At 66.3% G+C, this 26,171-nt stretch carries 26 protein-coding genes; 16 read left to right on the top strand and 10 right to left on the bottom strand.

What is annotated here, in order from left to right; translation table 11 throughout:
* The first annotated feature begins 27 nt into the window (after window positions 1-27).
* From FQU96_RS24495 to FQU96_RS24480, 4 genes are all read left to right on the top strand, one after another.
* Window positions 28-1,557 carry an acyl-CoA synthetase gene (locus FQU96_RS24495; protein WP_255468499.1) on the top strand — a complete coding sequence of 510 codons (1,530 nt, stop codon included), beginning with the start codon at window positions 28-30 and terminating at the stop codon, window positions 1,555-1,557.
* Between the two features lie 91 nt (window positions 1,558-1,648).
* Window positions 1,649-2,323, top strand: a complete 675-nt coding sequence (locus FQU96_RS24490; RefSeq protein WP_146543985.1) for a sulfite oxidase-like oxidoreductase — start codon at window positions 1,649-1,651, stop codon at window positions 2,321-2,323.
* Window positions 2,324-2,367: 44 nt separating this feature from the next.
* The gene (locus FQU96_RS24485) at window positions 2,368-2,772 is read left to right on the top strand and encodes a DoxX family protein (RefSeq protein WP_146543984.1); all 405 of its coding nucleotides are present in this window, start codon (window positions 2,368-2,370) and stop codon (window positions 2,770-2,772) included.
* A gap of 149 nt (window positions 2,773-2,921) precedes the next feature.
* A complete protein-coding gene (locus tag FQU96_RS24480; protein WP_146543983.1) occupies window positions 2,922-3,893 on the top strand; it encodes an SDR family oxidoreductase in 972 nt (323 codons plus the stop codon).
* 89 nt (window positions 3,894-3,982) lie between these two features.
* Here FQU96_RS24480 and FQU96_RS24475 read toward each other — a convergent pair whose 3' ends face one another.
* Entirely contained in the window at window positions 3,983-5,470 is a 1,488-nt protein-coding gene (locus FQU96_RS24475) for an AMP nucleosidase (RefSeq protein ID WP_146543982.1), read from the bottom strand.
* A gap of 122 nt (window positions 5,471-5,592) precedes the next feature.
* Here FQU96_RS24475 and FQU96_RS24470 point away from each other — a divergent pair, with 122 nt between their 5' ends.
* The 4 genes from FQU96_RS24470 (at window position 5,593) to FQU96_RS24455 (ending at window position 9,127) form a co-directional block, all read left to right on the top strand.
* Window positions 5,593-6,492 carry a LysR substrate-binding domain-containing protein gene (locus FQU96_RS24470; protein ID WP_146543981.1) on the top strand — a complete coding sequence of 300 codons (900 nt, stop codon included), beginning with the start codon at window positions 5,593-5,595 and terminating at the stop codon, window positions 6,490-6,492.
* A 208-nt stretch (window positions 6,493-6,700) separates the two neighbouring features.
* On the top strand, window positions 6,701-7,690 hold the full coding sequence (locus tag FQU96_RS24465) for an alpha/beta fold hydrolase (protein ID WP_255468497.1): 990 nt from the start codon (window positions 6,701-6,703) through the stop codon (window positions 7,688-7,690).
* Window positions 7,691-7,755: 65 nt separating this feature from the next.
* The gene (locus FQU96_RS24460) at window positions 7,756-8,580 is read left to right on the top strand and encodes an SDR family NAD(P)-dependent oxidoreductase (protein WP_146543980.1); all 825 of its coding nucleotides are present in this window, start codon (window positions 7,756-7,758) and stop codon (window positions 8,578-8,580) included.
* Between the two features lie 139 nt (window positions 8,581-8,719).
* Window positions 8,720-9,127 (top strand): hypothetical protein, encoded by a 408-nt coding sequence (locus FQU96_RS24455; protein WP_146543979.1) that lies wholly within the window; start codon window positions 8,720-8,722, stop codon window positions 9,125-9,127.
* A gap of 93 nt (window positions 9,128-9,220) precedes the next feature.
* On the opposite strand, the gene FQU96_RS24450 is transcribed toward FQU96_RS24455, so the two are convergent.
* Window positions 9,221-10,147 (bottom strand): IclR family transcriptional regulator, encoded by a 927-nt coding sequence (locus FQU96_RS24450; protein WP_146543978.1) that lies wholly within the window; start codon window positions 10,145-10,147, stop codon window positions 9,221-9,223.
* Between the two features lie 276 nt (window positions 10,148-10,423).
* Between FQU96_RS24450 and FQU96_RS24445 the strand changes: the two genes are divergently transcribed.
* From FQU96_RS24445 to FQU96_RS24425, 5 genes are all read left to right on the top strand, one after another.
* The gene (locus FQU96_RS24445; protein WP_146543977.1) at window positions 10,424-11,350 is read left to right on the top strand and encodes a histone deacetylase family protein; all 927 of its coding nucleotides are present in this window, start codon (window positions 10,424-10,426) and stop codon (window positions 11,348-11,350) included.
* 20 nt (window positions 11,351-11,370) lie between these two features.
* Entirely contained in the window at window positions 11,371-11,628 is a 258-nt protein-coding gene (locus tag FQU96_RS24440; protein WP_146543976.1) for an exodeoxyribonuclease VII small subunit, read from the top strand.
* Window positions 11,629-11,641: 13 nt separating this feature from the next.
* A complete protein-coding gene (locus FQU96_RS24435; protein WP_255468495.1) occupies window positions 11,642-12,574 on the top strand; it encodes a polyprenyl synthetase family protein in 933 nt (310 codons plus the stop codon).
* Window positions 12,575-12,591: 17 nt separating this feature from the next.
* Window positions 12,592-14,538: a 1-deoxy-D-xylulose-5-phosphate synthase gene (gene dxs, locus FQU96_RS24430; protein ID WP_146543975.1), complete on the top strand. Its 1,947-nt coding sequence runs from the start codon at window positions 12,592-12,594 to the stop codon at window positions 14,536-14,538.
* Window positions 14,539-14,693: 155 nt separating this feature from the next.
* Window positions 14,694-16,061, top strand: a complete 1,368-nt coding sequence (locus FQU96_RS24425; RefSeq protein ID WP_146543974.1) for an MATE family efflux transporter — start codon at window positions 14,694-14,696, stop codon at window positions 16,059-16,061.
* Between the two features lie 5 nt (window positions 16,062-16,066).
* On the opposite strand, the gene FQU96_RS24420 is transcribed toward FQU96_RS24425, so the two are convergent.
* The 4 genes from FQU96_RS24420 to FQU96_RS24405 are packed head-to-tail and all read right to left on the bottom strand — an operon-like array spanning window position 16,067 to window position 19,948.
* The gene (locus FQU96_RS24420) at window positions 16,067-16,336 is read right to left on the bottom strand and encodes a hypothetical protein (protein WP_146543973.1); all 270 of its coding nucleotides are present in this window, start codon (window positions 16,334-16,336) and stop codon (window positions 16,067-16,069) included.
* 11 nt (window positions 16,337-16,347) lie between these two features.
* Complete coding sequence (locus tag FQU96_RS24415) at window positions 16,348-17,775, bottom strand: MBOAT family protein (protein ID WP_146543972.1); 1,428 nt, start codon at window positions 17,773-17,775, stop codon at window positions 16,348-16,350.
* A 30-nt stretch (window positions 17,776-17,805) separates the two neighbouring features.
* Entirely contained in the window at window positions 17,806-19,125 is a 1,320-nt protein-coding gene (locus FQU96_RS24410) for a GDSL-type esterase/lipase family protein (RefSeq protein WP_146543971.1), read from the bottom strand.
* A gap of 55 nt (window positions 19,126-19,180) precedes the next feature.
* A complete protein-coding gene (locus FQU96_RS24405; protein ID WP_178130684.1) occupies window positions 19,181-19,948 on the bottom strand; it encodes a DUF459 domain-containing protein in 768 nt (255 codons plus the stop codon).
* 280 nt (window positions 19,949-20,228) lie between these two features.
* On the opposite strand from FQU96_RS24405, the gene FQU96_RS24400 reads away from it, so the two are divergent.
* Window positions 20,229-21,002, top strand: a complete 774-nt coding sequence (locus FQU96_RS24400) for a TlyA family RNA methyltransferase (RefSeq protein WP_146543969.1) — start codon at window positions 20,229-20,231, stop codon at window positions 21,000-21,002.
* Window positions 21,003-21,018: 16 nt separating this feature from the next.
* On the opposite strand, the gene sppA is transcribed toward FQU96_RS24400, so the two are convergent.
* From sppA to FQU96_RS24385, 3 genes are all read right to left on the bottom strand, one after another.
* Window positions 21,019-22,785, bottom strand: a complete 1,767-nt coding sequence (sppA, locus tag FQU96_RS24395) for a signal peptide peptidase SppA (protein WP_146543968.1) — start codon at window positions 22,783-22,785, stop codon at window positions 21,019-21,021.
* A 90-nt stretch (window positions 22,786-22,875) separates the two neighbouring features.
* A complete protein-coding gene (locus FQU96_RS24390) occupies window positions 22,876-23,811 on the bottom strand; it encodes an ABC transporter permease (RefSeq protein WP_146543967.1) in 936 nt (311 codons plus the stop codon).
* The gene (locus FQU96_RS24385) at window positions 23,808-24,758 is read right to left on the bottom strand and encodes an ABC transporter permease (RefSeq protein WP_146543966.1); all 951 of its coding nucleotides are present in this window, start codon (window positions 24,756-24,758) and stop codon (window positions 23,808-23,810) included. Before FQU96_RS24385 ends, FQU96_RS24390 begins: the two co-directional genes overlap by 4 nt.
* Window positions 24,759-25,156: 398 nt before the next feature.
* Here FQU96_RS24385 and FQU96_RS24380 point away from each other — a divergent pair, with 398 nt between their 5' ends.
* Together FQU96_RS24380 and FQU96_RS24375 are read left to right on the top strand one after the other, a co-directional pair.
* The gene (locus FQU96_RS24380; RefSeq protein WP_146543965.1) at window positions 25,157-25,411 is read left to right on the top strand and encodes a type II toxin-antitoxin system VapB family antitoxin; all 255 of its coding nucleotides are present in this window, start codon (window positions 25,157-25,159) and stop codon (window positions 25,409-25,411) included.
* The gene (locus FQU96_RS24375; protein WP_146543964.1) at window positions 25,411-25,797 is read left to right on the top strand and encodes a type II toxin-antitoxin system VapC family toxin; all 387 of its coding nucleotides are present in this window, start codon (window positions 25,411-25,413) and stop codon (window positions 25,795-25,797) included. Before FQU96_RS24380 ends, FQU96_RS24375 begins: the two co-directional genes overlap by 1 nt.
* A 71-nt stretch (window positions 25,798-25,868) precedes the next feature.
* Here the strand turns inward: FQU96_RS24375 and FQU96_RS24370 are convergent, their stop codons facing one another.
* Complete coding sequence (locus FQU96_RS24370; protein ID WP_146543963.1) at window positions 25,869-26,150, bottom strand: hypothetical protein; 282 nt, start codon at window positions 26,148-26,150, stop codon at window positions 25,869-25,871.
* Window positions 26,151-26,171: the final 21 nt, after the last annotated feature.

Below are 26,171 nucleotides of genomic sequence, written 5' to 3'. Positions count from 1 at the left end.
CTCATGCCGCGCGCACGGGAGGAAAACGTGAGCATCATTGCGGGTGATCGGATACTGACTTTTCCCGATCTCGGCGCGCGTGCGCTGAAAGCGGCAGGCGGTCTGGCGGCATTGGGCGTCGGCGAGGACGATTCCGTGGCGCTGATGTTGCGCAACGACTTCGCCCTGTTCGAGGCCAACATTGCGGCCGGCATGCTGGGCGCCTACGCCGTACCCATGAACTGGCACGCGACCGCCGACGAGGCCGGCTACATCCTGCGCGACTGTGCGGCCAAGGTGCTGGTGGTGCATGCCGACCTGCTGCCGCAGATCGTGTCGGGGATCCCGGAGACGACGCGCGTTTTCGTCGTACCGACGCCGGCCGAGATCGCCGCAGCCTATCACGTCACGTCGGACGCGGCGGCGTTGCCTGCGGGGCGCGCATCCTGGTCCGGTTTCGTTGACGCCAGCGCGCCGTTGGCGGTGCCGCCCAAGATCTCGCGCGGCAGTATGATCTATACGTCGGGTACCACCGGGCGGCCCAAGGGCGTGCGGCGGCGGCCGCCGACACAGGAACAGATGGACGCGGTGGCCCAGCAGATCGGTGTGCTCTGGGGGCTGCTGCCCGACCCGACGGCCGTGATCCTGATGAACGGTCCGATGTACCACTCGGCACCGGCGGGCTATGGCATGTCGGCGATCCGCCATCAGCTGACCACGGTGCTGCAGCCGCGTTTCGATGCCGAGGACATGTTGCGGCTGATCGACAAACATCGCGTCACGCACATGCACATCGTGCCCACGATGTTCGTGCGCCTGCTGCGCCTGCCGGACGAGGTGAAGCGCAAGTATGACCTGTCGTCATTGCGCAACGTCACGCATGGCGCGGCGCCATGCCCACCTGACGTCAAGCGGGCGATGATCGCGTGGTGGGGGCCCGTGATCAACGAGTACTACGGCGCCACCGAGACCGGCATCGTGGTGTGGAACACGTCGGCGCAAGCGCTGCATAAGCCGGGCACCGTCGGTCAGCCTGTAGAAGGCGCCGTCGTGCGCGTCGTCGATGCACAGGGCAAGGACGTGAAGCAGGGCGAGATCGGCGAGATCTACGTGCGGGCGCCCAACCTGTCGGATTTCACCTACAACAATGCCGACGAGAAGCGCCGCGAAGTGGCTCTGGGCGATCTCGTGACGGTCGGCGACATAGGCTATTTCGACAACGACGGCTACCTGTTCCTGTGCGACCGCAAGCGCGACATGATCATCTCGGGCGGCGTCAACATCTACCCGGCCGAAATCGAAAGCCAGCTCATCGATATGCCGGGCGTCCGTGATTGCGCCGTCTTCGGCATTCCCGACGAGGAGTTCGGCGAGGCGATCTGCGCCGTCGTGCAGCCCGACGCGGGCAGCAACCTGGGGGCCGACGACGTGCGTGCCTTCCTGCGCGAACGGGTCGCCCGTTTCAAAGTGCCCAAGGTGATCGAGTTCCAGGACGAGCTGCCACGCGAGGATTCGGGCAAGATCTTCAAGCGCAAACTGCGTCAGCCCTACTGGGAAAAGGCTGGCCGGTCCATTTGACCCCAGCGGTGGTGTGGTTCTCTCACCCTTGCCTTCTTCAGGCCCCTGTGGTGGGTAACGCCTTGTAATCGCATAGCGGCGAGGCGCACCCATGTCCGACGATGGTGTTGGCCTGTTTGGCAAGTTGAAGGAGAAGCTGGTCGAGAGCAAAAAGCGCTGGGCCGAGGACGGGCGGTTGCTGACCGGCGCGCCCGATCCGCGCCGCGCCCAGCGCTTGCCGCCCGGGCAGCGACAGGTCACCAACTGGCCGGTGCTGGACCTGGGGATCCAGCCCGAGATTCCGCTCGACATCTGGCGCATTACCGTCGACGGGCTGGTTGAAAATCCCACGGTGTGGAAGTGGGGCGACTTCACCGATGAGCCGATGGTGAGACGCACCAGCGACATCCACTGCGTCACGGCGTGGTCGCGCTATGACAACGACTGGGAGGGCATGAGTGCCCGGCATCTGTTGTCGCTCGTCAAGCCGAAGTCCGACGCGCGGTACGTGATCTTCCATTCCTACGATACCTACACCACCAACGTACCGCTGGCTGATTTCGACGCCGACGACGTCCTGCTGGCGGTGAAGTGGAACGGCGAGCCGATCGTGCGCGAGCATGGCGGGCCGGTTCGTGTGGTGATGCCCAAGCTCTACTTCTGGAAGAGCGCCAAGTGGATCAAGCGCATCGAGTTCTCACTGCACGACAAGCCTGGATTCTGGGAGGTGCGCGGCTATCACAACTACGGTGATCCCTGGCTTGAGCAGCGCTATGATACGGACTGAGGCGGGCAGGTGACGGCCCGGCTGCCAAAGGGGGACTTTTCACAATGAATTTTGACTCGATCGGCACATCATTGCGGCCCCATGCGCTGAGCGCGCTGCGCATCATGACGGGACTTCTGTTCCTGCAGCATGGGACTGCGAAATACCTGAAGTTTCCCCGAATTGCGTCGATGGAGAATCTCCAGACGTTCTCGCCGTCAGGGATCGCCGGCATCTTCGAACTGGTCGGCGGTGCCCTGATCATCATCGGACTGTTCACGCGGCCTGTGGCCTTCGTCTTGTCCGGATTGATGGCTGTCGCCTATTTCATGGCGCACGCCCCGAGAGGATTTTTCCCGATCCTGAACGCGGGAGAACTCGCGATCCTCTACAGCTTCGTCTTTCTCTACCTGGCCTTTGCCGGCGGCGGCCCGTGGAGCGCCGACTTCATCATCCGCAAGCGGTCGTAACGCTGGCCGCAACATTACGGGCAATCCGCCTCTCGCATCACGTCGCGAAATGAGCGCGCGGATGAGGGTGACGCGGGCGCGGTTGATATTGAACCGCGTGGCGCGTCCCGACACTATCGCCGCGCCATCTATCAGAGAGAGACGCGACCATGGATGATCTTGCCGGACGGATCGCCGTCATCACGGGCGGCGGTACGGGAATGGGCCGCGAGCTGGCGCGCCAGCTCGTGGCTGAGGGATGCCACGTTGCGATGTGCGACGTTTCCGGCGCCGCCATGGCCGAAACGCGACGCCTGTGCGAAGCCGACGGGCTGCCGCAGGGCTTGCGCGTTACATCGCATGTCGCCGATGTGGCGGACGAAGCGCAGATCCTGAAGTTCCGCGACGAGGTCGGCGCGACGCACGGCACCGACAAGATCCATCTGCTGTTCAACAACGCCGGGATCGGCGGCGGCGGCAGCATGATCGCCAATACGCGCGAGGAGTGGGAGCGCACGTTCAACATCTGCTGGGGCGGGGTCTACTACGGCGTCCGCGCTTTCCTGCCGATGCTGCGCAACGCCGACAAGGGGCACATCGTCAACACCAGCAGCGTCAACGGTTTCTGGGCCTCGATCGGCCCTGGCGTCGCGCACACGTCCTATTGCGCCGCCAAGTTCGCGGTGAAGGGATTCACCGAGGCGTTGATCACGGACCTGCGGGCCAACGCACCGCACATCAAGTGCTCGGTCGTGATGCCCGGCCACATCGGCACCTCCATCGCCGCCAACTCCAGCAAGATGCATAGCGGCAACGAGTCCGGCAAGCTGAACGAACGACAGCTCAGCCAGATCCGCGCGCAGATGGCACTGGGGGGCACCGACGTTGCCAAGGTGACCGACGACGACATCCGCCGCCTGGTGGCCGAACGGGCACGGCGCTTCCTCGAAGAGGCGCCGACCACGGCGGCACAGGCCGCGAAGATCATCCTTGACGGCGTCAAGGCCGGCCGCTGGCGGATCCTGGTGGGCGCCGACGCGCAGCGGCTTGACGAGCGCGTGCGCGAGACACCGGAGCAGGCCTACGAACTGGACTTCTTCCAGAGCGTGGCGGCCGAGATCGGGTGGCGGCTCGGGCGATAAGGCTCCCGGGAGCGGGCGTCCCGCCCGCTCATATCAGGCGAAGCAGCGATATTGTCTGGCGCGGGCAGGACGCCCGCGCTCCCCGGGCACTACTGGAACGCCGTCTCCATGAAGCTGCGCAGCTTCCGTGAGTGCAGCCGTTCCGACGGCATGGCGCGCAGCTTCTCCAAGGCTCGGATCCCGATCTCCAGGTGTTGGTGCACCTGACGCCGATAGAACGCGGTGGCCATGCCCGGCAGTTTCAGTTCACCGTGCAGCGGCTTGTCCGACACGCACAGCAGCGTGCCGTAGGGCACGCGGAAGCGGAAGCCGTTAGCGGCAATGGTGGCCGACTCCATGTCGAGCGCAATCGCGCGCGACTGGGAGAAGCGGCGCACCGGCTCGCTGTGGTCGCGCAGTTCCCAGTTGCGGTTGTCGATCGTGGCCACGGTGCCGGTGCGCATGATCTTCTTCAACTCCCAGCCCGACAGGCCGGTGACTTCCTCGACGGCGTCCTCCAGCGCCACCTGGACCTCGGCCAGCGGCGGCACCGGTACCCAGGTCGGCAGGTCGGCATCGAGCACGTGATCCTCGCGCACATAGCCGTGCGCCAGTACATAGTCGCCGAGCTCCTGCGACGTGCGCAGGCCGGCGCAGTGGCCCAGCATCAACCAGGCATGCGGACGCAGCACGGCGATATGGTCGGTGATCGTCTTGGCGTTCGACGGCCCGACGCCGATATTGACCAGGGTGATGCCGGAATGGTCGGGGCGCACCAAGTGATAGGCCGGCATCTGCGGTTGACGCTGCACCGGCTCGGCCGGATCGGGCGACGCGGCACCACGCCGCGTCATGACATTGCCGGGTTCGATGAAAGCCGAGTAATCCTGCGTGCCGGCGGCCATCAGCGCGCGGGCGCGCTGAGCGAACTCATCGACGTAGAACTGGTAGTTGGTGAACAGGACGAAATTCTGGAAATGCTCGGGCAGCGTCCCGGTGTAGTGCAGCAACCGGTGCAGCGAGAAATCAACGCGTGGCGCGGTGAACGGCGCCAGGGGCATGGGATCGCCTTCGCGCGGCGTCCAGGTGCCGTTCACGATGGCATCGTCGGTGATGGCGAGGTCGGGCACGTCGAACACGTCGCGCAGCGGTCGCGGCAACGCCTCGGGCACCGTGCCCTCGAGGTAGGTGCCTTCGTGAAAGGCGAAGTGCAGCGGGATCGGCACATCGGACTCGCCGATCTCGACCGACAGGCGATGATTGCGCATCAGCAGGCCGATCTGTTCGGTGAGATAGGCAACGAACAGCTCGGGCCGCGACACGGTCGTCTGGTAGGTGCCAGGGCCGGGCACATAGCCATAAGCCAGCCGCGAATCGATGGGGTCGAACGACGTCGTGGTGATCCGGATCGTCGGATAGCAGGCGCGTATCCGGCCCTGCGGCACGTTGCCATTCAGCATCCGTTCGAAATTCTGGCGGATGAACCCGGTGTTGCGCTGGTAGATCTCGATCAGCCGTTGCACCGCCGCGGCCACGTCGTCGAACGCCTGGAACGTCAAAGGCGGGGTCGGCTGCAGGACGGGAATGGGCTCGCTCACAAGACTCGACTTCCGGCGTGGTGCACTACAGCTATCATCGATCGCTGCCGTGCTGCAACGGAGATGGGCACCACGGCGTCCGCATGCAAATATGGCGGCGTGGGAGGAGCCCGGCCCGAGCCATGATCGACCTCCGTCTGTTGCAACAGTTCGTGGCCGTCGCCGAGGAACTGCATTTCCGTCGTGCCGCCGAGCGGCTGCACATGGCACAGCCGCCGCTCAGCCAGGCCATTCGCAAGCTGGAGACGGAGCTGGGCTCGGCGCTGTTCGTGCGCACCCGGCGGCAAGTGACGCTGACACCGGCCGGTGCAGCGCTGCTTGAGGTGGCGCGGCGTACGCTGGCAACGCTGTCGGATGGCATTGACCAGACCCGGCGCGTGGCGGCCGGCCTGGCTGGACAAATCACTATAACGTTCCTCGACATGTCCTTCGCCGAGCGACTGCCCGCGATCCTGCGCCGCTTTCGCACGGCATTCCCGCATGTGGAGTTGCGCCTGCAGGAGGGCACCACCTCGGAACAGGTCGAGGCGCTTCTGGGCGGCAGCGCGGATGTCGGCTTCATGCGCCGGCCGGGCATCGTCGTTCCGAACCTGGAGGTCGAACTGGTGATGCGCGAACCCATTCGGGTGGCGTTGCCGCGGACCCATCCTTTGGCGCGCCGCGCGTCGGTGCCCCTGGCGGCACTGGCGTCGACCCCGCTTGTGATGACGCCGCGCGAGAAGGGACCCGGGTTTCACGACCAGGTGCTGGGCCTGTGCCGGTTGGCTGGCTTCTCGCCGATCGTGGTGCAGCAGGCGCGCCAGATGCAGACGGTGGTCGGTCTCGTGGCCGCTGGATTCGGCGCCGCGCTGGTGCCGGACTCGGTCGCGGCTGCGAAACGACGCGGCGTCGTCTTTCGACCCGTCCGTGTCGATGCGCCCGACGATGCCGTCCACCTCGATCTGATCATGGCGTGGGACGGCCGCCGCCCATCGGCCGTGCGTGATCGGTTTCTCGATACGGTGCGGCGGATGAAGTCCTAGTGTCCGCATCTGATATGCAGATCATATCAATCCAACCTTAAGGATATATTTCACAACACGCGCCTGAATCCCGACACTGCACGCGGTGTCGACGGAGGATCGGGCCATGTCTTGCGCAGTTTCTCGCCGTCGCGCGGCCGGCACGGCTGCGGCTGCTGTCATGCTCGCGATCTGCGGTCGGTCGGCCATTGGCCATACGGAGGATGTGATGCGCGAGGATTTCTTCGTGAAGACGGCGGATGGCTATGACATCGCGGTGCGTGCCGTGGCGGCGGCACCCGGCGCATCGCGTCCGCCGGTGATCCTGGTGCACGGTGCGCGGGTGCCGGGTATCGGTTCCTTCGATCTGCCCGTCCCGGGTGGGTCGCTGGCGGCCGATCTCGCGCGCGCCGGTCATGCCGTCTACGTCATGGACGCGCGCGGCTATGGTCGTTCGACCCGGCCGGCGGCCATGGATGTGCCGGCCGCGGGACAGGCGCCGCTGGTCCGTGCCTGGGCCGTGATGCGGGACATCGATGCCGTGGTGGCGACCGTACGCCAGCGCGCCGGCGTGAGCATGGTTGCGCTGCTGGGCTGGGCCACGGGCGCCATGTGGTGCGGCATGTACGCGGCGCTCAACCCAGACCGGGTGGGCCATCTCGTCTATTACAACGGACTCTACGGCGGGTCGGCGCAGCATGCGATGCTGGGTCTTGGAACTTCGAACGAGGATACGGCCCATCCTGGACGCTTCAATCGGGCGGGTGCTGGCGCCTGGCGTCTCAGCACCGGACCCGATCTGCTGCGGGCCTGGGACGCCGTGATCCCGGTCGAGGACAAATCGCAATGGCGCGATGCCCGGGTTGCCGAGGCCTACGTGAAGGAGGCGCTGGCCAGCGATACGACGGCGGCATCGCGCAATCCTGCGAGTTTCCGCGCGCCCAGTGGCGCCATGGAGGACAGTTTCTACCAGGCAACCGGCCGGCAGCTGTTCGATGCCGCGTCGATTGCGGCGCGCGTGCTCGTGCTGCGCTCGGCGCGCGATTTCTGGAGCCGGCCGCAGGATGCCGAGACCCTGGCGCGGCATCTCGACCGCGCCGCCGCGGTGCAGGTCAGGACCATCCCTGACGCCACCCATCACGTTCATCTCGATCGGCCGGAGCGCGGTCGCGATGTCTTCCTGCAGAGCGTCGTGGGCTTCCTCGCCGAAGGCTATTGACGGCCGCCGCGATCTTTGTGCGCATGGTGCCTTGCTGTCGAGGCATGATGAAGCAGGAGGATCGCATGGCGCGGTTGGCGGGGCAGGTCGCGTTGGTGACAGGGGCGGGCCGGGGTATCGGTGCCAGCCTGGCGCAACAGCTGGCAGCGGAAGGCGCTCAGGTCGTGGTCAACGACCTCGATGCCGAGCCGACCCAGCAGACCGTCGACGCGATCGTGGCCGCCGGCGGCAAGGCGGTCGCCTGTCCTGGTAACGTCACGGCCGGCGACTTTCCGAAGCGGTTCGTGGGCTGCGCGCTGGAGACGTTCGGCGGCCTGCACATCATCGTCAACAACGCCGGCTACATCTGGAACGGGCCCCTGCACAAGATCACGGACGAGCAGTGGGACGCGATCCAGGACGTCCACCTGAAGGCACCGTTTCGCATCCTCCGCGAGGCCTTTTCCTACATCCGCGACCAGGCCGCCACGGAAGCTGCCACCCAACGGCGCGTGCAGCGCAAGGTCGTCAACATCTCATCCATCTCGGGCACGCGCGGCTCGGCGGGGCAGGCGAACTACGCCGCGGCCAAGGCCGGCCTGGTCGGCTTGACCAAGACGCTGGCCAAGGAGTGGGGACGCTACAGCGTCAATGTCAACTGCGTGGCATTCGGCTTCATCGAGACCCGATTGACGCAGGAGATCAAGGGCGAGACAGCCATTGCGATCGAGGGGCGACAGCATCGGGTCGGGCTGCTGGCGGAAGGGCGTGCCGCCACGGTGGCCCAGATCCCGCTGGGGCGGGTCGGCACGCCGCGGGAGGCGGCGGGCGGCGTCCTGCTGCTGTGCCTGCCGGAGGCGGATTACATCACCGGCCAGGTGCTGGAGGTCAGCGGCGGGCTCACGATGTGAGCAGCGGTGGGCCTTTTCCATCCGGTGCTTCCCGGTTGTCGCCCGTTGCGGTACTCTCAATCCTGGCGGGCGGCTGAGGGGCTTCCCGCCAGTTGACGTTTGGATCAAGGGATATTGCGGCCATCGCGGGAGGGCTACGATGGGGTTGGTTGAGCGCAGGGCGGCGGCTGATTTTCAGGAACGCCACCTTCCGGCACTGATGAAGAAGGTGCATCAGGCTGCCGGATTTCCCGTCACTGTCGAAGTCAAATGGGACACGTTGTCGATCGAGGGTCAGTCCGATCAGTATGCCAAGTGTTGGCCCGATACGTATTTCGAACCGCTGATCACGGGTCTGGCCCGGATCGCGAAGGACGACATGGGGCGTGCGGTGCTCAAGGCCGGCGTGAAGAAAGTCGTCATCCAGAATGAGGCCGACAACAAGCGCCCCGACCGCTGGGCAACGTTCAAGGACGGCGTGCTGACGCTGGATTATCTGCCCTTCAACGTCCACGACCGGCCCTTGCGGGCTGACGCCTTGGCAACCTTGCTGGAAAACAAGCTCTGATGAGGCGGTGGCCGGCCGGTGCGTCGGTCACGGCGTCAGCACCTGACAACGCAAGACCCGCACGGACGGTGCGGGTCTTCGTTTTTTGAGGCTCTAGCTGCGGCCGGCCGGACGATGGCCGTTGGGCGTGGAGGCGCGGCCGGCAAGGCCGTTGCGCACTTCGCGGGCGAGCCGGACCAGGCGCGGGCCCCATTCCTGCTCCAGCCGTTCGCGCGAAACCTGGTAGATCGGCGCCGATACACCGAAGCCGAAGAACGTCTCGCCGTCGGGGCTGCGCAGCGGCGCGCCGACGCCGCACAACTCCGGCACCCAGTCGGCCCAGCTGAGGCAGAAGCCGCGCTCGGCGATTTCCTTCTCGGCCTTGTCGATTCCCGCCTTGGTCTTGGTCCAGTCATCGCGCCAACGCCGGCGGATCGAGTCCAGGAGGCGGCTCTTCTCGGGCTCGGGCAGCACGGCGAGATAGGCCCGGCCCATGGCCGTCGAGGCGATCGGCATACGTGAGCCGACGTCAAAGGTGACGCCGACGGCCGAGGGACCACGGTGCGACTCGAGCCAGATCATCGAATGCCGGTCGCGCCCGCCCAGGGCAACCGAGCAGTTCAGTGCCTGTGCCATCTGCTGCATCGGGCCGCGCGCGACATGGCGCACATCCATGTTGGCCAGCGAGGCATAGCCCAGCGCCAGCACTGACGGCCCCAGTTCGTACTTCCGGAACCGGCGCATGTAGATCAGATAGCCCAGCTCCGTGAGCGTGTGAGTCAGGCGCGCCACGGTGGGCTTGGGCAGGCCGGTGCGGGCGGCAATTTCCTGATTGCCCAGCATGCCGTCGCCGGCATGGAAGGCGCGCAGAATGTCGAGGCCACGGGCCAGCGCCGTGACGAACTGGCGATCCTTGCTGCCATCCTCCTCGAGGGCCGGCGTGTGCGCGGCCGGCGCGATGGCCTTGGAGGCACGGGCGGCGGCCGCGTTCGGCGGGACGGGAACGGTGGGACGGCGGGCGCCCAGGATCTGCTGGCTCATTCGGTTCCTCCGGAATGTTGTTTCGCGAAGCGAGGGGTATCTGCCACGATGAATGCGGCAGCGCAACATGCCAGGAATAATCTTCTGCTATGCGCTGCTGGCGGGTGCGCAATTTAATTTCCCTGTTTACGCAAGGGAGCCAGTCCAACAAGGCGCTTGAAACAGTCAGGCGCGCCGTGATGTCGGCCCACCGCCGAAGCAGTGCTTTCTTTCCCCTGTCGTGGTCGCTATGACCGCGCAAGCGCTGACAATGCACGCGGCGCTGAGGAAACAGCCATGGCGACGCTGCTTTACACTCACCCCGCCTGTTTGGCGCACGACACCGGCCCGGGACATCCGGAGCGGCCGGCACGCCTGCAGGCCGTCCTGGCGGCACTGGACGATCCTGAGTTCGCTGCACTGCAGCGGCGTGAAGCACCGTTGGCGAGCACCGAGGACCTGATGCTCGCCCATCCGGCGCGCCATGTGCAGGCCGTCATGAGCGCCATACCGCAGGACGGACTGAGTATGCTGGATGGTGACACGCTGGTCTCGCCTGGCAGCCGAGAGGCCGCGTTGCGGGCAGCCGGCGCGGTCGTCGCGGCGGTCGACGCCGTCGTCGGCGGTGCGGCGTCGAATGCCTTCTGCGCCGTGCGTCCGCCGGGCCATCACGCCGAGCCCGATCGCGCCATGGGGTTCTGCCTGTTCAACAATGTCGTCGTCGGCGCACGCCGCGCGCAGCAGGCGCATGGCTTGTCGCGAATCGCGATCGTCGACTTCGATGTGCATCATGGCAACGGCACCGAGACCCAGGCGCTTGCCGACCAGCGGCTGTTTTACGCCTCCACGCACCAGAGCCCGCTTTATCCGGGGACCGGCATGGGCAACGACCCGGGCCATCCCAATGTCATCAATGTACCGCTGCCGCCGCGCGCCGGATCGCCGGAATTCCGGGCGGCCATGATCGACGGTGTCCTGCCGGCATTGCGGGCGTTCAAGCCTGAATTGGTGATCATCTCAGCCGGTTTCGATGCACATCGTGACGATCCGCTGGCGGAACTGCGACTGACCGAAGCCGACTATGCCTGGGCAACGGAAGAGCTGCTGGCCGTGGCCCGTGACTGCGCCGGCGGACGACTCGTTTCGGCGCTGGAAGGCGGCTACAACCTGGAGGCGTTGGCCCGCTCGGCGGCGGCGCATGTCAGGGCCTTGATGGCCGCGTGAGAGTCGAGGAAGGAATTCGTATGGCCGAAGGTAAGAATGCGCTGCCGGCGGAAATCGCTGCACTCTCGTTTGAGGAGGCGTTGCGCGAGTTGGAGGCCATCGTGCAGCAACTCGAGCGGGGGCAGGTCAAGCTCGACGAGGCGATCGCCTGCTACGAGCGCGGTGCTCTGTTGAAGCGCCACTGCGAGGCCCGGTTGGCCGAGGCCAAGGCCAAGGTGGAAAAGATTGTGCTGACGGCCGGTGGTGCCGTTTCGGCCGAAGGTGCTGGCTTAAGCTGATCGGAAGCGTAGATTGCGTACAGTACCGACACAGCTGCATCCGATGCCGTTGATCGACCAGCCCGATATCCGTTCCGCCCTCGACTTCACGACGCTGACGGTCGAGCGGGCGATGGATCGCCTGCTGCCCAAGGGGGACGATCCGGAGGCCAGGCTGTTCGAGGCCATGCGCTACTCGGCGCTGAGCGGCGGCAAGCGCCTGCGCGCCTTTTTCGTGATGACCGGTGCTGCGTTGTTCGGCGTCTCCACGCAGGCGGCGCAGCGCGTGGCGGCGGCGGTGGAGTTCGTCCACGCCTATTCGCTGATCCATGACGACCTGCCGGCCATGGACGACGATGATTTCCGCCGCGGCCAGCCGAGCTGTCACAAGCGCTTCGACGAGGCCACGGCGATCCTGGCTGGCGACGCGCTGCAGTCCCTGGCGTTCGAGGTGTTGGCGCACGAGGACACACACGGTGATCCGTCCGTGCGGATCCAGCTGATCAGCGGTCTGGCCCAGGCCATCGGTCCGCACGGCATGGTGGCAGGCCAGATGGTCGACATGGACGCATCCGGCAAGACCCTGTCGATCGGCCAGATCACCCGCCTGCAACGCCTCAAGACCGGGGCACTGATCTCCTATGCGTGCAGCGCCGGTGCTCTTCTGGGCAAGGCGTCCGATCCGGCGCGCCATGCGCTGGTCGCCTATGCTCATGATGTCGGATTGGCGTTCCAGATCGCGGACGATCTGCTCGATGTCGAAGGAACGCACGAGGAGATCGGGAAAACGCCCGGCAAGGATGTCGTCACCGGCAAGGCAACTTTCGTTTCATTGTTGGGTCGCGGGCGTGCCCGCGACCAGGCGTCGCTTCTGGCGGACCAGGCCGGACGCCATCTTGACATGTTTGGCGACAAGGCTGAACTGTTGAGACAAGCGGCGCGTTACGTCGTCGACCGTCGGCGATGACCGGCGGAAGAGGGAGCATGTCAAACCCCCCAAACGATACAACTCGACCCGCAACGCCGTTGCTCGATACGGCGCCCCTGCCGGCTGACTTGCGTCGGCTGCGGCCCGATCAGTTGCGGCAATTCGCCGACGAATTGCGCCAGGAAACGATTTCGGCCGTGTCGGTGACCGGCGGTCATCTTGGCGCCGGTCTTGGTGTCGTCGAGCTGACGGTGGCGTTGCACTACGTGTTCGATACGCCGCAGGACCGCATCATCTGGGATGTCGGCCATCAGGCCTATCCGCACAAGATCCTGACCGGCCGCCGCGAGCGTATCCGCACGCTGCGTACCGAGGGTGGGCTGTCCGGCTTCACGCGGCGCAGTGAAAGCGAATACGATCCGTTCGGCGCCGCGCACTCCTCGACCTCGATTTCTGCTGCCCTTGGCATGGCGGTCGCGCGTGACTTCGACAACAAGCGCCACAATGTCGTGGCGGTCATCGGCGATGGCGCCCTGAGCGCCGGCATGGCCTACGAGGCGATGAACAACGCCGGCCATCTGCGCAGCCGTCTGATCGTCATCCTCAACGATAACGACATGTCGATCGCGCCGCCGACCGGGGCGCTGTCGGCACATCTGTCGCGCCTGATTTCGTCGCGGCCCTACCTGTCGCTGCGCCAGCTCGGCAAGGCCTTCGCCGAGACGCTGCCGCGGCCGTTGGAACAGGCGGCACGCCGCGCCGAGGAATTTGCACGCGGCTTCGTGCAGGGCGGCACCTTGTTCGAAGAACTGGGTTTCTACTATGTCGGCCCAGTCGACGGGCACAACCTCGAGCACCTGCTGCCGGTGCTGCGCAATGCCCGCGACAGCGAGGTCGACAAGCCGATCCTGATTCACGCCGTGACCCGCAAGGGCAAGGGCTATCCGCCGGCCGAGGCCAGCGCCGACAAGTACCACGGCGTGGTGAAATTCGACGTCATCACCGGCAAGCAGGCCAAGGCGACCAGCAACGCACCCAACTACCAGTCCGTATTCGCCAAGGCACTCATCGCCGAGGCGGAAGTCGATCCCAAGGTCATCGCCATCACGGCGGCGATGCCCAGCGGCACCGGGCTCGACGTGTTCGGCAAGCGCTTCCCGCAGCGTTGCTTTGACGTCGGCATCGCCGAGCAGCATGCCGTGACGTTCGCGGCTGGCCTGGCATGTGATGGCTATAAGCCGTTCGCGGCGATCTACTCGACGTTCCTGCAGCGCGCCTACGATCAGGTCGTGCACGACGTGGCGATCCAGAAACTGCCGGTGCGGTTTGCGATGGATCGTGCCGGCTTGGTCGGCGCCGACGGCGCCACGCACGCCGGCAGCTTCGACATCACCTATCTGTGCTGCCTGCCGGATTTCGTGGTCATGGCGGCGTCGGATGAACTGGAACTGATGCACATGGTGGCCACGGCCGTGGCCATCGACGACCGGCCATCGGCGTTCCGCTATCCGCGCGGCGAGGGTGTCGGCGTCGAGTTGCCGGCCAAGGGCACGCCGCTGGAAATCGGCAAGGGCCGCATCGTGCGTGAAGGCAGCAAGATCGCGTTGCTGAGCCTGGGCACGCGCCTGCAGGAATGCCTGAAGGCGGCCGATGAATTGGCGGCCAAGGGGCTGTCGACCACGGTCGCCGATGCGCGTTTTGCCAAGCCGCTGGACACGGCCCTGGTCGACCGGCTGGCGCGCGAGCATGAAGTGCTGATCACCATCGAGGAGGGCGCCGTCGGCGGCTTCGCAGCGCAGGTGATGCAGCATCTGGCGACATCGGGCGCGCTGGATCACGGCCTCAAGATCCGACCGATGATCCTGCCCGACCGGTTCATCGACCACGCCGCGCCCGTGCGTCAGCATGACTGGGCCGGGCTCAATGCCCGGCATATCGTGGCCACCGTCCTGCAGGCCCTGGGACAAAGCGTGAGCGCGGCGGACGCGCCGGCCCGCGCCTGAGGTCTTTTCCTTGCGCGCAACGTTCCTCGGAAGGACATAACTGAAAATCCGTGCGCTGCCGCGCGCGGATCGGGTGAAACGCACGGCACGTCTGCTCGAAAAAAGAGCAGGATGGACTGGCCGTGGCCGGCGCGAGTCGATATGACAGCGCCCCCATGATTCTGAAGGAAGCGCGCGCCACACTGGCCCTGGCACTGCCGATCGTCGGCACCCAGCTCGCCCAGATGGCGATCCACACCACGGACGTCTTCCTGCTGGCGCGGCTGTCGGAGCGCGCGCTGGCGGCGGCGGCGCTTGCCACCTCGATCTACGGCTTCTTCATGGTCATGGGCATGGGCCTGTCGATGGGCACGCCGGCGCTGGCGGCGCAGGCCCTGGGTCATGACCGCGCCGATCGCGAGAGCGTGCGGCGTGCGGTCCATGACGGCTTGATCATCAGCGGCATTGGCGCGGCCTTCGCCGTGGTGGCGCTGTGGTTCGCCGGGCCGCTGCTGCTGTTGGCCGGCCAGGACCCGGATCTCGTTGCCGAAGCGGTGCCGTTCCTGCGTGCGCTCAGCATCGGATTTCCGGCGGTGATCTGGTTCGCCGTGCTGCGTGGATTTACCGCAGCGCTGGAGCGACCGCGGCCGGCCTTGGTGCTGATGGTGATCGCGGTGTTGCTCAACGTCGGCGTTAACTACGGGTTGATCTTCGGCGCCTATGGATTGCCGCAGCTGGGGCTGGTCGGCGCCGGCATCGGCTCGAGCATCGTCAACATCAGCATCCTCATCGCCCTGGTGCTGTACATTCGCGCCGATGCGCAGTTTGCCGCCTATCATCTCGCACGGGGCTGGTGGCGCAGCACCGCCGCGCGCCTGGTGCGCTACGCCCGCATATCGGGGCCGATTGCGCTGACGTTCGCGTCGGAGGTGGGCCTGTTCTCGGCCGCCGCCCTGCTGATGGGCCGTCTCGGCGCCAACGAGGTCGCGGCACACCAGATCGCGCTGCAATGGGCTGCCATCACGTTCATGGTGCCGATGGGCATTTCGCAGGCTGCCACGGTGCGCGTCGGTCTGGCGGCCGGTGCCGTCGATGCTCCCGGCATACGCCGCGCCGGCTGGATCGCCATCGTGCTGGGTATGGGCTTCATGGCGATTGCCGGCCTGATCTTCTGGCAGTTTGGCGACGGGCTGATCTCGGTGTTCGTGCCCTCGCCGTCGTCGCCGGTGCACATGCTGGCCGTTGCCTATCTGTCGTGGGCAGCGCTGTTCCAGGTCGTGGATGGCGCCCAGGCCGTGGCCAATGGCAGCCTGCGCGGCGTGCATGATACGACCGTGCCGATGCTGCTCGCCGCCGGTGGCTACTGGCTTGCGGCCCTTCCCGCGGCGATCTGGCTCGGACTGTTCACGTCGCAGCGCGGCGAGGGCGTCTGGGCCGGCCTCGCCATCGGCCTCGCCTTGGTGGCGGTCCTGCTGCTGTGGCGGTTTGCCGCCAAGACCAGCGGTACCATCGCCCCGACTGCGGCGCCGGCTGTCGCGGAATAGGGCGCCTAGCGCAGGTCGATTTCGATCGCCTGCTTCACGGCCTCGAACAGGCGCGCCGGCCCGGCCGCGGTCATGGCGTCGTGCCAGACGTTGGCGGCGTCGGACAGGGCGGTGTTGAACGTGCTGGGCGGCAGGTTCTGCGTCCATCGCACGAGGCCGGCGGAATTGAACACGAACAGCAGGCCGACGGTGATCGCCATGATCGGGATGACCGCCGTCATGCGCGAGGGGCGCATGCCCGCTTCCAGATCATGTGTTCCCAGCGACGTGTCCATCGCGGCCTCCGTCAGAACTGGAAGTAGATGAAGGGTGCGGCGCCGTCGCCGCTGATCGCTTCGATCACCAGCAGCACCACGCCGCACAGAACGCCGACGCCCCAGACGGGCAGGCGGTGGTAGAGGCGGTCCAGCCGCTGCGGCGTGTCCTGCGGCGTGAACTGGATCGCCATGCCGAAGGCGATCAGCGCCAGCAGGAACACGCTCAGCAGCTCCACCGGCTGTGACCAGTTCGCGAGGCCCGTCAGCAACTCGAACGCGCGCGACAGGTCCTCGGCCCGGAAGAAGATCCAGCACAGGCAGACGAAGTGGAAGATCACCACGATCGATATCGTGCGGATCCAGACCGGCCGGCCGACGCGGGCGGCGGGATCGTGGCCCTTGTAGACGAAGCGTTCCAGCGCCAGCACGCCGCCGTGCAGGGCGCCCCACAGCACGAACTTCCAGGCCGCACCGTGCCAGATGCCGCCCAGCACCATGGTGAGGATCAGGTTGCGGTAGGTCTTGAATTCGCCGTGCCGGTTGCCGCCCAGCGGGATGTAGAGGTAGTCGCGCAGCCAGCTCGACAGCGACATGTGCCAGCGGCGCCAGAAATCCTGCAGCGATTCGGCACGGTAGGGCTGGTTGAAGTTGCGCTGGAAGCGGTAGCCCAGCAGGGCGGCGACGCCGATGGCAATGTCGCTGTAGGCACTGAAGTCGCAGTAGATCTGGATCGCGTAGCCGTAGACGGCGAACAGCAGATCGACGGCGCCGTAATTGGAGGGCGCCAGGAAAACCGGATCGACCAGCTGTACCGCCAGATAGTTGGCGACGATCGCCTTCTTCAGCACGCCCCAGACGATCAGCATCACACCCAGGCCGACAAAGACCCGGTTGGGATTGGGTGGCGTTTCAAGCTGCGGCAGGAAGCTGGCGGCGCGCACGATCGGGCCGGCCACCAGATGCGGGAAGAAGGAGATGAAGAACATCACGTCGACCAGCGGACGGCTGCGGTCGAGATGGCGGCGATGCAGGTCGACGATATAGGAGATGCCCTGGAAGGTGAAGAACGAGATGCCGATCGGCAGCACGATCTCGAGATAGGGCAGCTCGCGTTCCATCGAGAGCGAGCGCAGCAGGTCATCGAGCGACTCGATGAACCAGCCGTAGTACTTGAAGAAGCCCAGCAGCAGCAGGTTGGCCGTCACCGCCAGGCGGACGGTCCACAAGCCGGCGGAGGTGCCGCGCCAGCGGTCGATCAGCCGGCCGGCGCCGTAATTCAGCAGCACGCTGCCGAACAGCAGGAAGGCCAGCTTCCAGTTCCAGAAGGCGTAGAAGAAATAGCTGGCGGCGATGATCGCGAGCTTGTGCAGCAGGTGCTGGCGCAGCAGCGCCAGCCCCCAGGCCATGGGCCAGACCACCAGATAGAACAGCAGGAAGTTCAGCGTCGGGAAGATCATGCCGAAGCGCTCTGGCCTTCATTGCAAGGGCTAGCGATTGCGATAGCCGCGCATCAGGGTTTCGAACAGCGAGTCGGCCGACTGCCAATAGCCGTCCTGCCGCATGTGCACGCGGTCGCGATGGGCCAGCTCCTGGCGCGTCCATCGATCGGCGCCGCAGGTGCCGCCCTGGACCGACGACCAGTCCCAGAAGTAGACGTTCATCTGACGTGCCACCTGCTGCTGTGCGCGCCGCACGTAGTCGACGGCGGCCGGCGTATGCCAGCGGCAGAGCGCGCGATCGCCACCGGCCAGGCGATGGGAATAGTCGGCGGCTTCGGAGCGACTGAGCGGTGCGCACGGACGTTCGCCCTTGATGCGACCGCAATAGGACGGCAGGCGATTGGCATCGGGTGGGCCGACGATCACGATTGACGCCCCCGGTGCCGCCTGGCGCAGCGCCTGCACACGGCTGCGGAACTCGGCAGCGTAGTCCCCCAGCCGTTCCTGCGGGGCGAAGCCTTCGTTGGTGCCGAACGCGAGAATGATCAGGGCTGGGCGCAGATTGCGCATCTGCTCGGCCACGAAGTGGAAGTTCCAGCGGTCGAGCAGCTTGACCTGGGCGCCGCTGAAGCCGTGGCTGGTCAGCACGACGCCGGGACCGCGGCGGTAGACGGCCCAGTCGGCGATGTCCACGGTGCCGTTGCCGCGCGGCCGCAGTTCGACGTAGGCGGAACCGGGTGCATCGAAGCTGCGGCGATGCAGATCGTAGATGCTGCCCTTGGTGTCGATCACGCCGGCGCTGCGGCCGTCGATGAACACATCGAGCGCGCCACCGCCGGGCTGGCGCATGACCTCGACCTCGATCCGGTCGAAGACGCGGCCTTCGCTGGCGTTGAGGGTCATAGTGTCGGTCGGCGTGCGGCCGCGCACGACGAAACCTGACAGGCCATAGATGCCGGCATCGCCGTTGGCGCTGCTGTTGCTGCTCAGCACCTCCCATCGGCCGGACTGGCTGACCTCCACCTGATACGGGCGGTAGTAGGGAAAGGGCGAGCCGGGCGGCAGCATGCCACGACCGCCGTCGCCGAAGCGCTGCTGGAACAGCTCGCGCAGGCGGCCGCTGAAATGATCACTGGCAGTGTGAGAATCGCCGATCTGCACGATTGTCACACGGCCTGTGCGACGACCCTGCAGGTCGGCTAGCGCCTTGTGGAAATTGGCCAATTGGCCGGGATTGGGCGGGTTGGCGGCGACTTGCGGGTCGTTCGAGGCACCGTCTTCGGCGGCGGTCTGGCCGATGCACGCAGCCGTCACAAGGCCGAGGATGCCGGCGACCACGAGGGCGGCGGCGGAGCGGAGAGGGGGCATGGCAACTCTTGTGACTCGTTTCGTAGGCCGGGAGGGGGGACCCCCGGCAGCCCCATTATCGCGGCAGAAGACGGAATTTGGGAGAGGCTTCGCGTAGGAGGTTGAGGACGGATTCGGCGATCAGTTCGTAACCCGGCGGTGTGAAATGCACGCCATCGTTGTCGCGCATCAGCCGAACCTTGCCGTTGAGGTCCTTGAAATGGGCGGCATATGCACCTTCGGCATCGGCTGTCAGTGACCAGGTATCCACCGTGCGCACCCAGGGCCGATCGGCCGCCGCTTTCGTCACCAGTTCGTTGATCAGCCGTGCGTCGCGCGCCGCGGCCTCGTCGCGCATGATCGGCAACAGGATCCAGACCACCGGCACGTCGCGGGTCTTGAGGTAGTCCATGAAGGCGGCCGTGCGATCGCCGTAAAACGTGCGCCACGGCGGCGTGCCGAACAGCGCCTTGGACTTGCCGTCGACGAAGAAGCTGCGGCGGTCGTTGGCGCCAATCATCATGATCACGGCATCGGCCGGCGTCGGCGTGAACCCTTCATCGATCTGGCCCAGCAGGCCCTCGGTGGTGAAACCGGTCGAGTTTTTGGCGTTGCGCCGGATGACGTAGCGTTTGTCCCGTACCAGCTTGCGGTAGATCGCGCCCCAGATGCCGTCGGCCAGCGAATCGCCGGTGACCGCCACCGCCACCTTGTCCGGCACCGGTGGCGGCTCCGGCGCCGGCGGCTTGACGCGCGGCAGCAAGGTCGACGGGAACAGGGGAACGGCGGCGCGCGCCTGCAGGATATCGCCAGCCGGGATCGCCTGCTGCGCCCACGCTGCCATACTCGACCACAGATACAAGACAGCCAGCAGAAGGGGGATGCGGATCTTCATTGGAATTGGTTGCAGGACGACGTCACGCTACATGACATGTGTGAAAGAGTACTTCATTTTCCTGCGCTCTCAAGTAAAAACACGGGCTGTTTCTTTCCAATGTTCGTATTGTTCTTGCAGTTTCCGACGCGGTACGGTGCAGATCCGGTGCCAAGGGGACCCTATCGACGGCGGCCCCTGTCGTCGAGACGGGTGCGACATCAATGTTCACCGGCTATACGACCTGTGAATGACAAACGACCGTAACCCCCGAGGCAAGGCCGCGGCCAAGGTTCGCGCCGATGTGGCCCTGGTCGAGCGCGGCCTGGCCGAGACACGCGCCGCCGCGCAGCGACTGGTGATGGCCGGGCTGGTCTTCGCCGGCGAGCGGCGAATCGACAAGCCGGGCACGCCGGTCTCGGCCGATGTGTCCCTTGAGGTCCGCGGCCAGCCGCATCCCTACGTATCGCGTGGCGGACTGAAGCTGGCGCGCGGGCTGGCGGCGTTCACCATCCCGGTTGCCGGTCGCGTCGGGCTCGATGTCGGTGCCTCGACCGGTGGCTTCACCGACGTGCTGCTGCAGGGCGGTGCGACCAAGGTCTACGCGGTCGATGTCGGGCACGGGCAGCTCGCCTGGAAACTGCGCCAGGATCCGCGCGTGGTCGTCCTGGAGCGCACCAACATCCGCGACGTAACCGAAGCCGAGATCCCCGACAGGGTGGACCTGATCGTGAGTGACGTGAGCTTCATCGGATTGCGCACGGCCTTGCCGGCGGCCATGGCGCGGGCCGCACCCAGCGCGCATCTCGTGGCCCTGATCAAGCCGCAGTTCGAGGTCGGCAAGGGCCGCGTCGGCAAGGGCGGCATCGTGCGTGACCCTGATCTGCACGTCGAGGTCTGTGCCACCATCGGCGACTGGTTGGCGGTCCAGCCCGGCTGGCGCGTGCTGGGCATCACCGACAGCCCCATCGAGGGCGCTGATGGCAACCGCGAGTTCCTGATCGCGGGCCTCTTCGAGGGATGATGTCACCCCGCGGCCCTCAGCGCCACAGCGGCGGCAGGGGTGGCAGGCGCATGGCGTCGGCCCGCCAATAAAGACCGAGCGCGCCCAGCTGCTGCGTCAATGCCCGCGCGGTCGCGTTGGCACTGGTCGTCACGCGCGGCGGCTTGCCGCCGCTGAACACCAGGTCGAGCAGGCGTTCGAGCGGTTCCTTTTCGACCGGGTAGCGCCGGATGCGTACGTCGCGGTCGGCGTCGATGCCGGCCTTGGTTTTGGCCAGCGCAATGGCCCGGCTCAGGCCACCGATTTCGTCGATCAAGCCGGCGGCCTTGGCTTGTGCACCGGTGAAGACCCGGCCGCGCGCGGCGCCGTCGAGCCGGGTGGGGTCGAGCTTGCGTGCGGCGCTGACCTTGGCCGTGAAGTCGCTGTAGATGCGGTCGAGCTGGCGGTCCAGCAGTGCCTGCTGCTGCGGCGTGAAGGTATGCAGCGGCGAACTCATGGTCGCGTTCGGCCCCGTGGTCAGCGTCTCGACCTTGATCCCCAGCGTGTCGAGCAGGTCGGTCACGACAGGCTTGATCGAGAAGACGCCGATTGATCCGGTGATGCTGCCGGGCTGGGCGACGATGACGTCGGCAGGCAGGGCCGCGAAATAGCCGCCGGATGCGGCGACGTCTCCCACCGAGACGATCAACGGCCGGCCGCTGGCCTTGGCGCGCTCCAGGGCGCGGCGCAGCGTATCGGACGCGACATACGAGCCGCCCGGCGAATCGATACGCACGACCAGGGCCTTCACATCGCCATCGCGCGCGGCAGCCTCGATCAGCTGCACCGTCCGGTCGACGGCGAGGACGGAGTCGCCCTGCAACGGGCTATCGTCGGGATCGCCCGAAACGATGGTGCCGGTGGCGACGATCAGGGCGATCGTGTCGCCGGCCGGCGGTTCGCTCTTGTCGAGCGCGGCATAGTCCTCGATCGGGAAGACGTCGGCGCGTTCACCTGCCTGCAGCAGCACTTCCACCCGCGCCTCGTCGCGGTACAGGATCTTGTCCACCAGCTTGGCCTGCAGCGCCTCCTGGGCCGAGAGCGGCGCGCGGTCGATCAGGCTGCGAACGTCGGCGGCCGAGATATTCCGCGCCTTGGCGATATCGGCGCTCACCAGTTCGTGCAGCCCGTCAAGCAGCTGCTGCATGTTTTCACGGAACGGCGCCGACATGCCGGCCTGCGTGAAGCTGTCGGGGGCCGTCTTGTATTCCATGCGGCGGCCGCCTTCCGTCCGTACCCCGAGTTTGTCCAGCGCGCCTTTCAGGAACGGCACCTGCGCGGCCAGGCCGACGACACCGAAATCACCGCTGGGCTGCAGCCAGACCTTTTCGAACGCGGTGGCGAGATAGTAATTCTGCAAGCCACCGCGGCCTTCGTCGAAGCTCTCGGTGTGGGCGATGGCGAACTTGCCCGCGGCACGGAACGCGGCGATGGCATCGCGCAGTTCCTGTACCGAGGCGAACCCCGGCGAGTCATCGCCCAGGGTCGCGATCAGGCCGACAACACGGGGATCCTTGGCGGCGCGCTGCAACAGCGCGACGGTTTGCGACAAGGTTGGCTTTTGCGGCGCCAGCAGCGTGAGGTCAAGGCCGCCGCCGGTCGCAATCTCCTGGGGCAGCTGACGCCAGTCGACCTCCAGCACGATGCGCTCCGGCGGCGTCGGTCGTCCCTGGCCGGCCATGGAAAACACCAGCACAGCGCCGCCGACGCCCAGGAGCGTGAAAAAGCCGATCACGGCCAGCAGTCCAACCACGATTCGCCGCATACGCTATCTCCTTACTCTGCCCGTGAGCGCGGGCGTCCCGCCCGCGCTCACGGGAAACGTGTTCCAGTACCGATCGTTGCTGACATACCCCTAGCGCCGCTCGGCGCGTGGATCGAGCGCGTCCTGCAGCCCGTCCCCGAGGAAATTGAAGGCGATCACGGCAAGGAAGATCAGCAGGCCGGGCCATAGCGCCAGCAAGGGCACATTCCAGATGAAATCCTGGGCGCCGGTCAGCATGTTGCCCCAGCTCGCGTGCGGCGGCTGGATGCCCAGTCCGAGGAAACTGAGAACCGATTCGAACAGCACGATGTTGCCGACCGACAGCGTCGTTGCCACCACGATCGGCGAGGCGGCGTTGGGCAGAATATGCCGCAGCATCACGCGCAGAGGCGATGCACCCAGCGCCGTGGCGGCGCGCACGAAATCGCGCGCTTTCAGCGACAGCGTCTCCGCCCGTACCAGCCGTGCCACCGTCGTCCAGCCGGTCAGCGCCACGATGATGATGATGCGGTACAGCGACAGCTGGTCGGATTGCGCAAACGACTCGGACGCCCCCAGCTTGCGCACATCGATGGCTGCCAGCACGATCAGCAGCGGCAGCAGCGGCAGGGCGATGAAACTGTCGGTCAGCCGCATCAGAAGGGAATCGAGGCGGCCGCCGACGAAGCCCGCCAGCACGCCGACGACGGCACCGATGACAGCGGACAGCAGGGCGGCAACCAGCGCCACCAGCAAGGAGACGCGTCCACCGTCGAGCAGGCGTTGGAAGACATCGCGGCCGATATCGTCAGTGCCGAGCCAATAACGCGCCGATGGCGGCTCGAGGCGGGCGAGCAGATCGGTCGCATTGGGGTCGATGTCGCGCCAGCGCGCGATCCAGGGCCCCGCCAGCGCCAGCGCGGCCAGCGCCACCAGCAGGAACAGCGACACCAGTGCCAGGCGGTGGCTGCGGAAGCGGTGCCATGCCCGACCGGCGGGCGTGCGGACGCCGAGCGGATGACCGGTGTCGCGTGCGTCGGCGGTCATCTGTCACCCTGCAACCGCACGCGCGGGTCGAGCCAGGCGTAGCCGAGATCGGCCAGCAGGCTGCCGGCCAGGGTCGCGGCGGTGGCGATCAGCAGGCCGACCAGGGCGAGATTGTAGTCGTTGCCCATGATGGCATCGTAGATCGCCTTGCCCATGCCCGGCCGCCCGAACATGGTTTCGGTGATCAGGGCGCCGGAGAACAGGCCGCCGAACGACAGGGCGAGCACGGTGAATGTCGGCGCCAGTGCGCCGCGCAAGGCGTGCCGGCGCACCACGTCGCGTTCGGACAGGCCCTTGGCCCGGGCCGTGCGGATATGGTCCTGGCGCAGCACCTCGATCGTGGCGGCGCGCACGAAGCGGGTGTAGTGGCCGACATTGGTGAGCACGAGCACGGCCAGCGGCATCGCCAGATGGCGCACGCGATCGACCAGCCCCTCGCCGACGCCACTGGCCGGCAGCCAGCCCAGCAAAACCGAGAAGGCCATGATCAGCAACAACGCCAGCCAGAACGGCGGCACCGAAATGCCGGCGAAGCACAGCAGATTCACACCGTAGTCGATCGTCGAGCGCGGCCGGCGCGCGGCCAGCATGCCGACCGGCAGGGCGATCGCGGCGGAGATCAGCAGCGCCAGTCCCATCAGCAGCAGGGTGTCAGCCAGTCGCGGCAGCAGCACGTCGAGCACCGGGCGCGAAAAGGAGCGCGAGTAGCCGAGATCGCCACCCAGCGCCGACCCGAGCCAGCTCAGGTAGCGTGCCGCGATGGGCCGATCGAGGCCGTACAGCGCCCGCAGCCGCGCCGCGTCCTCGGTGGTCATCTTGGGGTCGCCGGCGATCATCAGATCGACGGGGTCGCCCGGCATCAGGCCGATGAGGACGAACACCACGGCGCTCATCAGCAGCAGCACAGCCAGCATTTCGGCAAGCCGGCCAACGAGATAGCGCGTCATGCCGGCACGATGGGCTGCCCGTCGGGACGGGACCGCCGACGTGTCGCGATTCGCTTGCGGAAATTGCGCAAAGTGCGCGAACCTCTATTTGCAGCGTTATCGATGTGATCGGCTGCTGCGAAATGCGGTTGCGGAAATTGCGCAATGTGCGTGATGGGGCGTGGTGACCGTCATAGCTGGCCTCCCGGAATCGCGCTGGCATGACGCCAACGGATGAAGCTTACCCTGTTGTTTTGGAAGACGCTGGCGCATGCGCACCAGCACGCGATGACTCTATGTCATTCTCGTTAAGAGAACAAGACTTTCCTTCGAGTACAGCCTTGTCCAGTTTTCACTGAAGACTAGAGTTTGCTGTTTTTACAGGTAGAATACTGATAATTTGGTACCTGGAGCCTATCGTGGCACTCAGCATTAAAGACCCCGAGACCGAGCGATTGGCCCGGACGCTGGCCGAACGAACCGGCGAGACGATCACCGTCGCAACGCGGCGTGCGCTGGAGGAGAAACTGCGTCGGTTGGGTACCGCTGCTCACAGGGCCGCGCTGCTGGAAGATCTGGCCGCCAGTCGGCGACGCTGGAGCCGTCTTTCCGTCCTCGATGGCCGCAGCGCCGACGACATTATCGGCTACGACGATCGTGGGTTGCCGGGCTGATGGTCATCGACACCTCGGCCATCGTGGCCATCGCTCTGGACGAGCCGGAAGCGCCGTCCTTTGAGCAGCGTATCGCCGACGATCCGATCCGCCTGATGTCGGCTGCGACGGTGCTGGAGGCTGCCATGGTGATCGAGACCCGCCTGGGCGAGGCCGGCGGCAGCGAACTGGACCTCTGGCTCTATAAAGTGGGCGTCGAGATTGTGCCGGTCGGCGCCGAGCACGCGGATCATGCGCGTCGTGCCTGGCGCCGCTTCGGCAAGGGGCGTCACCCGGCAGGGCTGAACCACGGTGATTGTTTTTCCTATGCCCTTGCGGCGCTGACGGGCGAGCCCTTGCTCTTCAAAGGCAGCGACTTCGCGCAGACCGATATCGTGGCGGCGTGAAAAAGCTTCGGCCTGTCGGCGAGCTGCCGGCTCGCTGCGGTGGGGGAACAGCGAGGATGATCGTGGTGCGCTCACGGTGAAGGCGCTGCCGCCAGCAGACGTTCCATGTCGCTCTGGATCTCGGAAATCAACGCCGCCAGTTCGGGTTGGTCGCCATACATGTCGAACTCGCGGGTCGCGATGAGACCCATCGAGAAGGGGCCGGGTCGCTCTTCGCGCGGCTGGTCCGTCAGATAAGCAACGCACCACCGCAGTTGCCGCGCGATGCTGCGCGCCGGCGGCCAGTCGTGGGCGGCCATGGGCTCGATCTGACGCAGCGCGTGCTGCACTTTTTCCAGCAGGGGAGCCTTCATGATCCGGTACGGCACATCCAA

The organism is Reyranella sp. CPCC 100927 (genome assembly GCF_007859315.1).
Classification (GTDB): Bacteria; Pseudomonadota; Alphaproteobacteria; order Reyranellales; family Reyranellaceae; genus Vineibacter.
The sequence above is the reverse complement of the archived record's forward strand: the minus strand, read 5'-3'. Positions and strand labels throughout refer to the sequence as shown.

What these genes read in the sequence shown, in the direction of transcription:
- FQU96_RS24410 (WP_146543971.1), bottom strand. Translation starts at nt 19,125, where the DNA reads ATGCCCCCTCTCCGCTCCGCCGCCGCCCTCGTGGTCGCCGGCATCCTC.
- FQU96_RS24440 (WP_146543976.1), top strand. Translation starts at nt 11,371, where the DNA reads ATGGCCGAAGGTAAGAATGCGCTGCCGGCGGAAATCGCTGCACTCTCG.
- FQU96_RS24450 (WP_146543978.1), bottom strand. Translation starts at nt 10,147, where the DNA reads ATGAGCCAGCAGATCCTGGGCGCCCGCCGTCCCACCGTTCCCGTCCCG.
- FQU96_RS24375 (WP_146543964.1), top strand. Translation starts at nt 25,411, where the DNA reads ATGGTCATCGACACCTCGGCCATCGTGGCCATCGCTCTGGACGAGCCG.
- FQU96_RS24385 (WP_146543966.1), bottom strand. Translation starts at nt 24,758, where the DNA reads ATGACGCGCTATCTCGTTGGCCGGCTTGCCGAAATGCTGGCTGTGCTG.
- FQU96_RS24470 (WP_146543981.1), top strand. Translation starts at nt 5,593, where the DNA reads ATGATCGACCTCCGTCTGTTGCAACAGTTCGTGGCCGTCGCCGAGGAA.
- FQU96_RS24415 (WP_146543972.1), bottom strand. Translation starts at nt 17,775, where the DNA reads ATGATCTTCCCGACGCTGAACTTCCTGCTGTTCTATCTGGTGGTCTGG.
- FQU96_RS24465 (WP_255468497.1), top strand. Translation starts at nt 6,701, where the DNA reads ATGCGCGAGGATTTCTTCGTGAAGACGGCGGATGGCTATGACATCGCG.
- FQU96_RS24400 (WP_146543969.1), top strand. Translation starts at nt 20,229, where the DNA reads ATGACAAACGACCGTAACCCCCGAGGCAAGGCCGCGGCCAAGGTTCGC.
- FQU96_RS24455 (WP_146543979.1), top strand. Translation starts at nt 8,720, where the DNA reads ATGGGGTTGGTTGAGCGCAGGGCGGCGGCTGATTTTCAGGAACGCCAC.
- FQU96_RS24425 (WP_146543974.1), top strand. Translation starts at nt 14,694, where the DNA reads ATGATTCTGAAGGAAGCGCGCGCCACACTGGCCCTGGCACTGCCGATC.
- FQU96_RS24420 (WP_146543973.1), bottom strand. Translation starts at nt 16,336, where the DNA reads ATGGACACGTCGCTGGGAACACATGATCTGGAAGCGGGCATGCGCCCC.
- FQU96_RS24405 (WP_178130684.1), bottom strand. Translation starts at nt 19,948, where the DNA reads ATGGCAGCGTGGGCGCAGCAGGCGATCCCGGCTGGCGATATCCTGCAG.
- FQU96_RS24370 (WP_146543963.1), bottom strand. Translation starts at nt 26,150, where the DNA reads ATGAAGGCTCCCCTGCTGGAAAAAGTGCAGCACGCGCTGCGTCAGATC.
- FQU96_RS24390 (WP_146543967.1), bottom strand. Translation starts at nt 23,811, where the DNA reads ATGACCGCCGACGCACGCGACACCGGTCATCCGCTCGGCGTCCGCACG.
- FQU96_RS24460 (WP_146543980.1), top strand. Translation starts at nt 7,756, where the DNA reads ATGGCGCGGTTGGCGGGGCAGGTCGCGTTGGTGACAGGGGCGGGCCGG.
- FQU96_RS24490 (WP_146543985.1), top strand. Translation starts at nt 1,649, where the DNA reads ATGTCCGACGATGGTGTTGGCCTGTTTGGCAAGTTGAAGGAGAAGCTG.
- FQU96_RS24445 (WP_146543977.1), top strand. Translation starts at nt 10,424, where the DNA reads ATGGCGACGCTGCTTTACACTCACCCCGCCTGTTTGGCGCACGACACC.
- FQU96_RS24485 (WP_146543984.1), top strand. Translation starts at nt 2,368, where the DNA reads ATGAATTTTGACTCGATCGGCACATCATTGCGGCCCCATGCGCTGAGC.
- sppA (WP_146543968.1), bottom strand. Translation starts at nt 22,785, where the DNA reads ATGCGGCGAATCGTGGTTGGACTGCTGGCCGTGATCGGCTTTTTCACG.
- FQU96_RS24480 (WP_146543983.1), top strand. Translation starts at nt 2,922, where the DNA reads ATGGATGATCTTGCCGGACGGATCGCCGTCATCACGGGCGGCGGTACG.
- dxs (WP_146543975.1), top strand. Translation starts at nt 12,592, where the DNA reads ATGTCAAACCCCCCAAACGATACAACTCGACCCGCAACGCCGTTGCTC.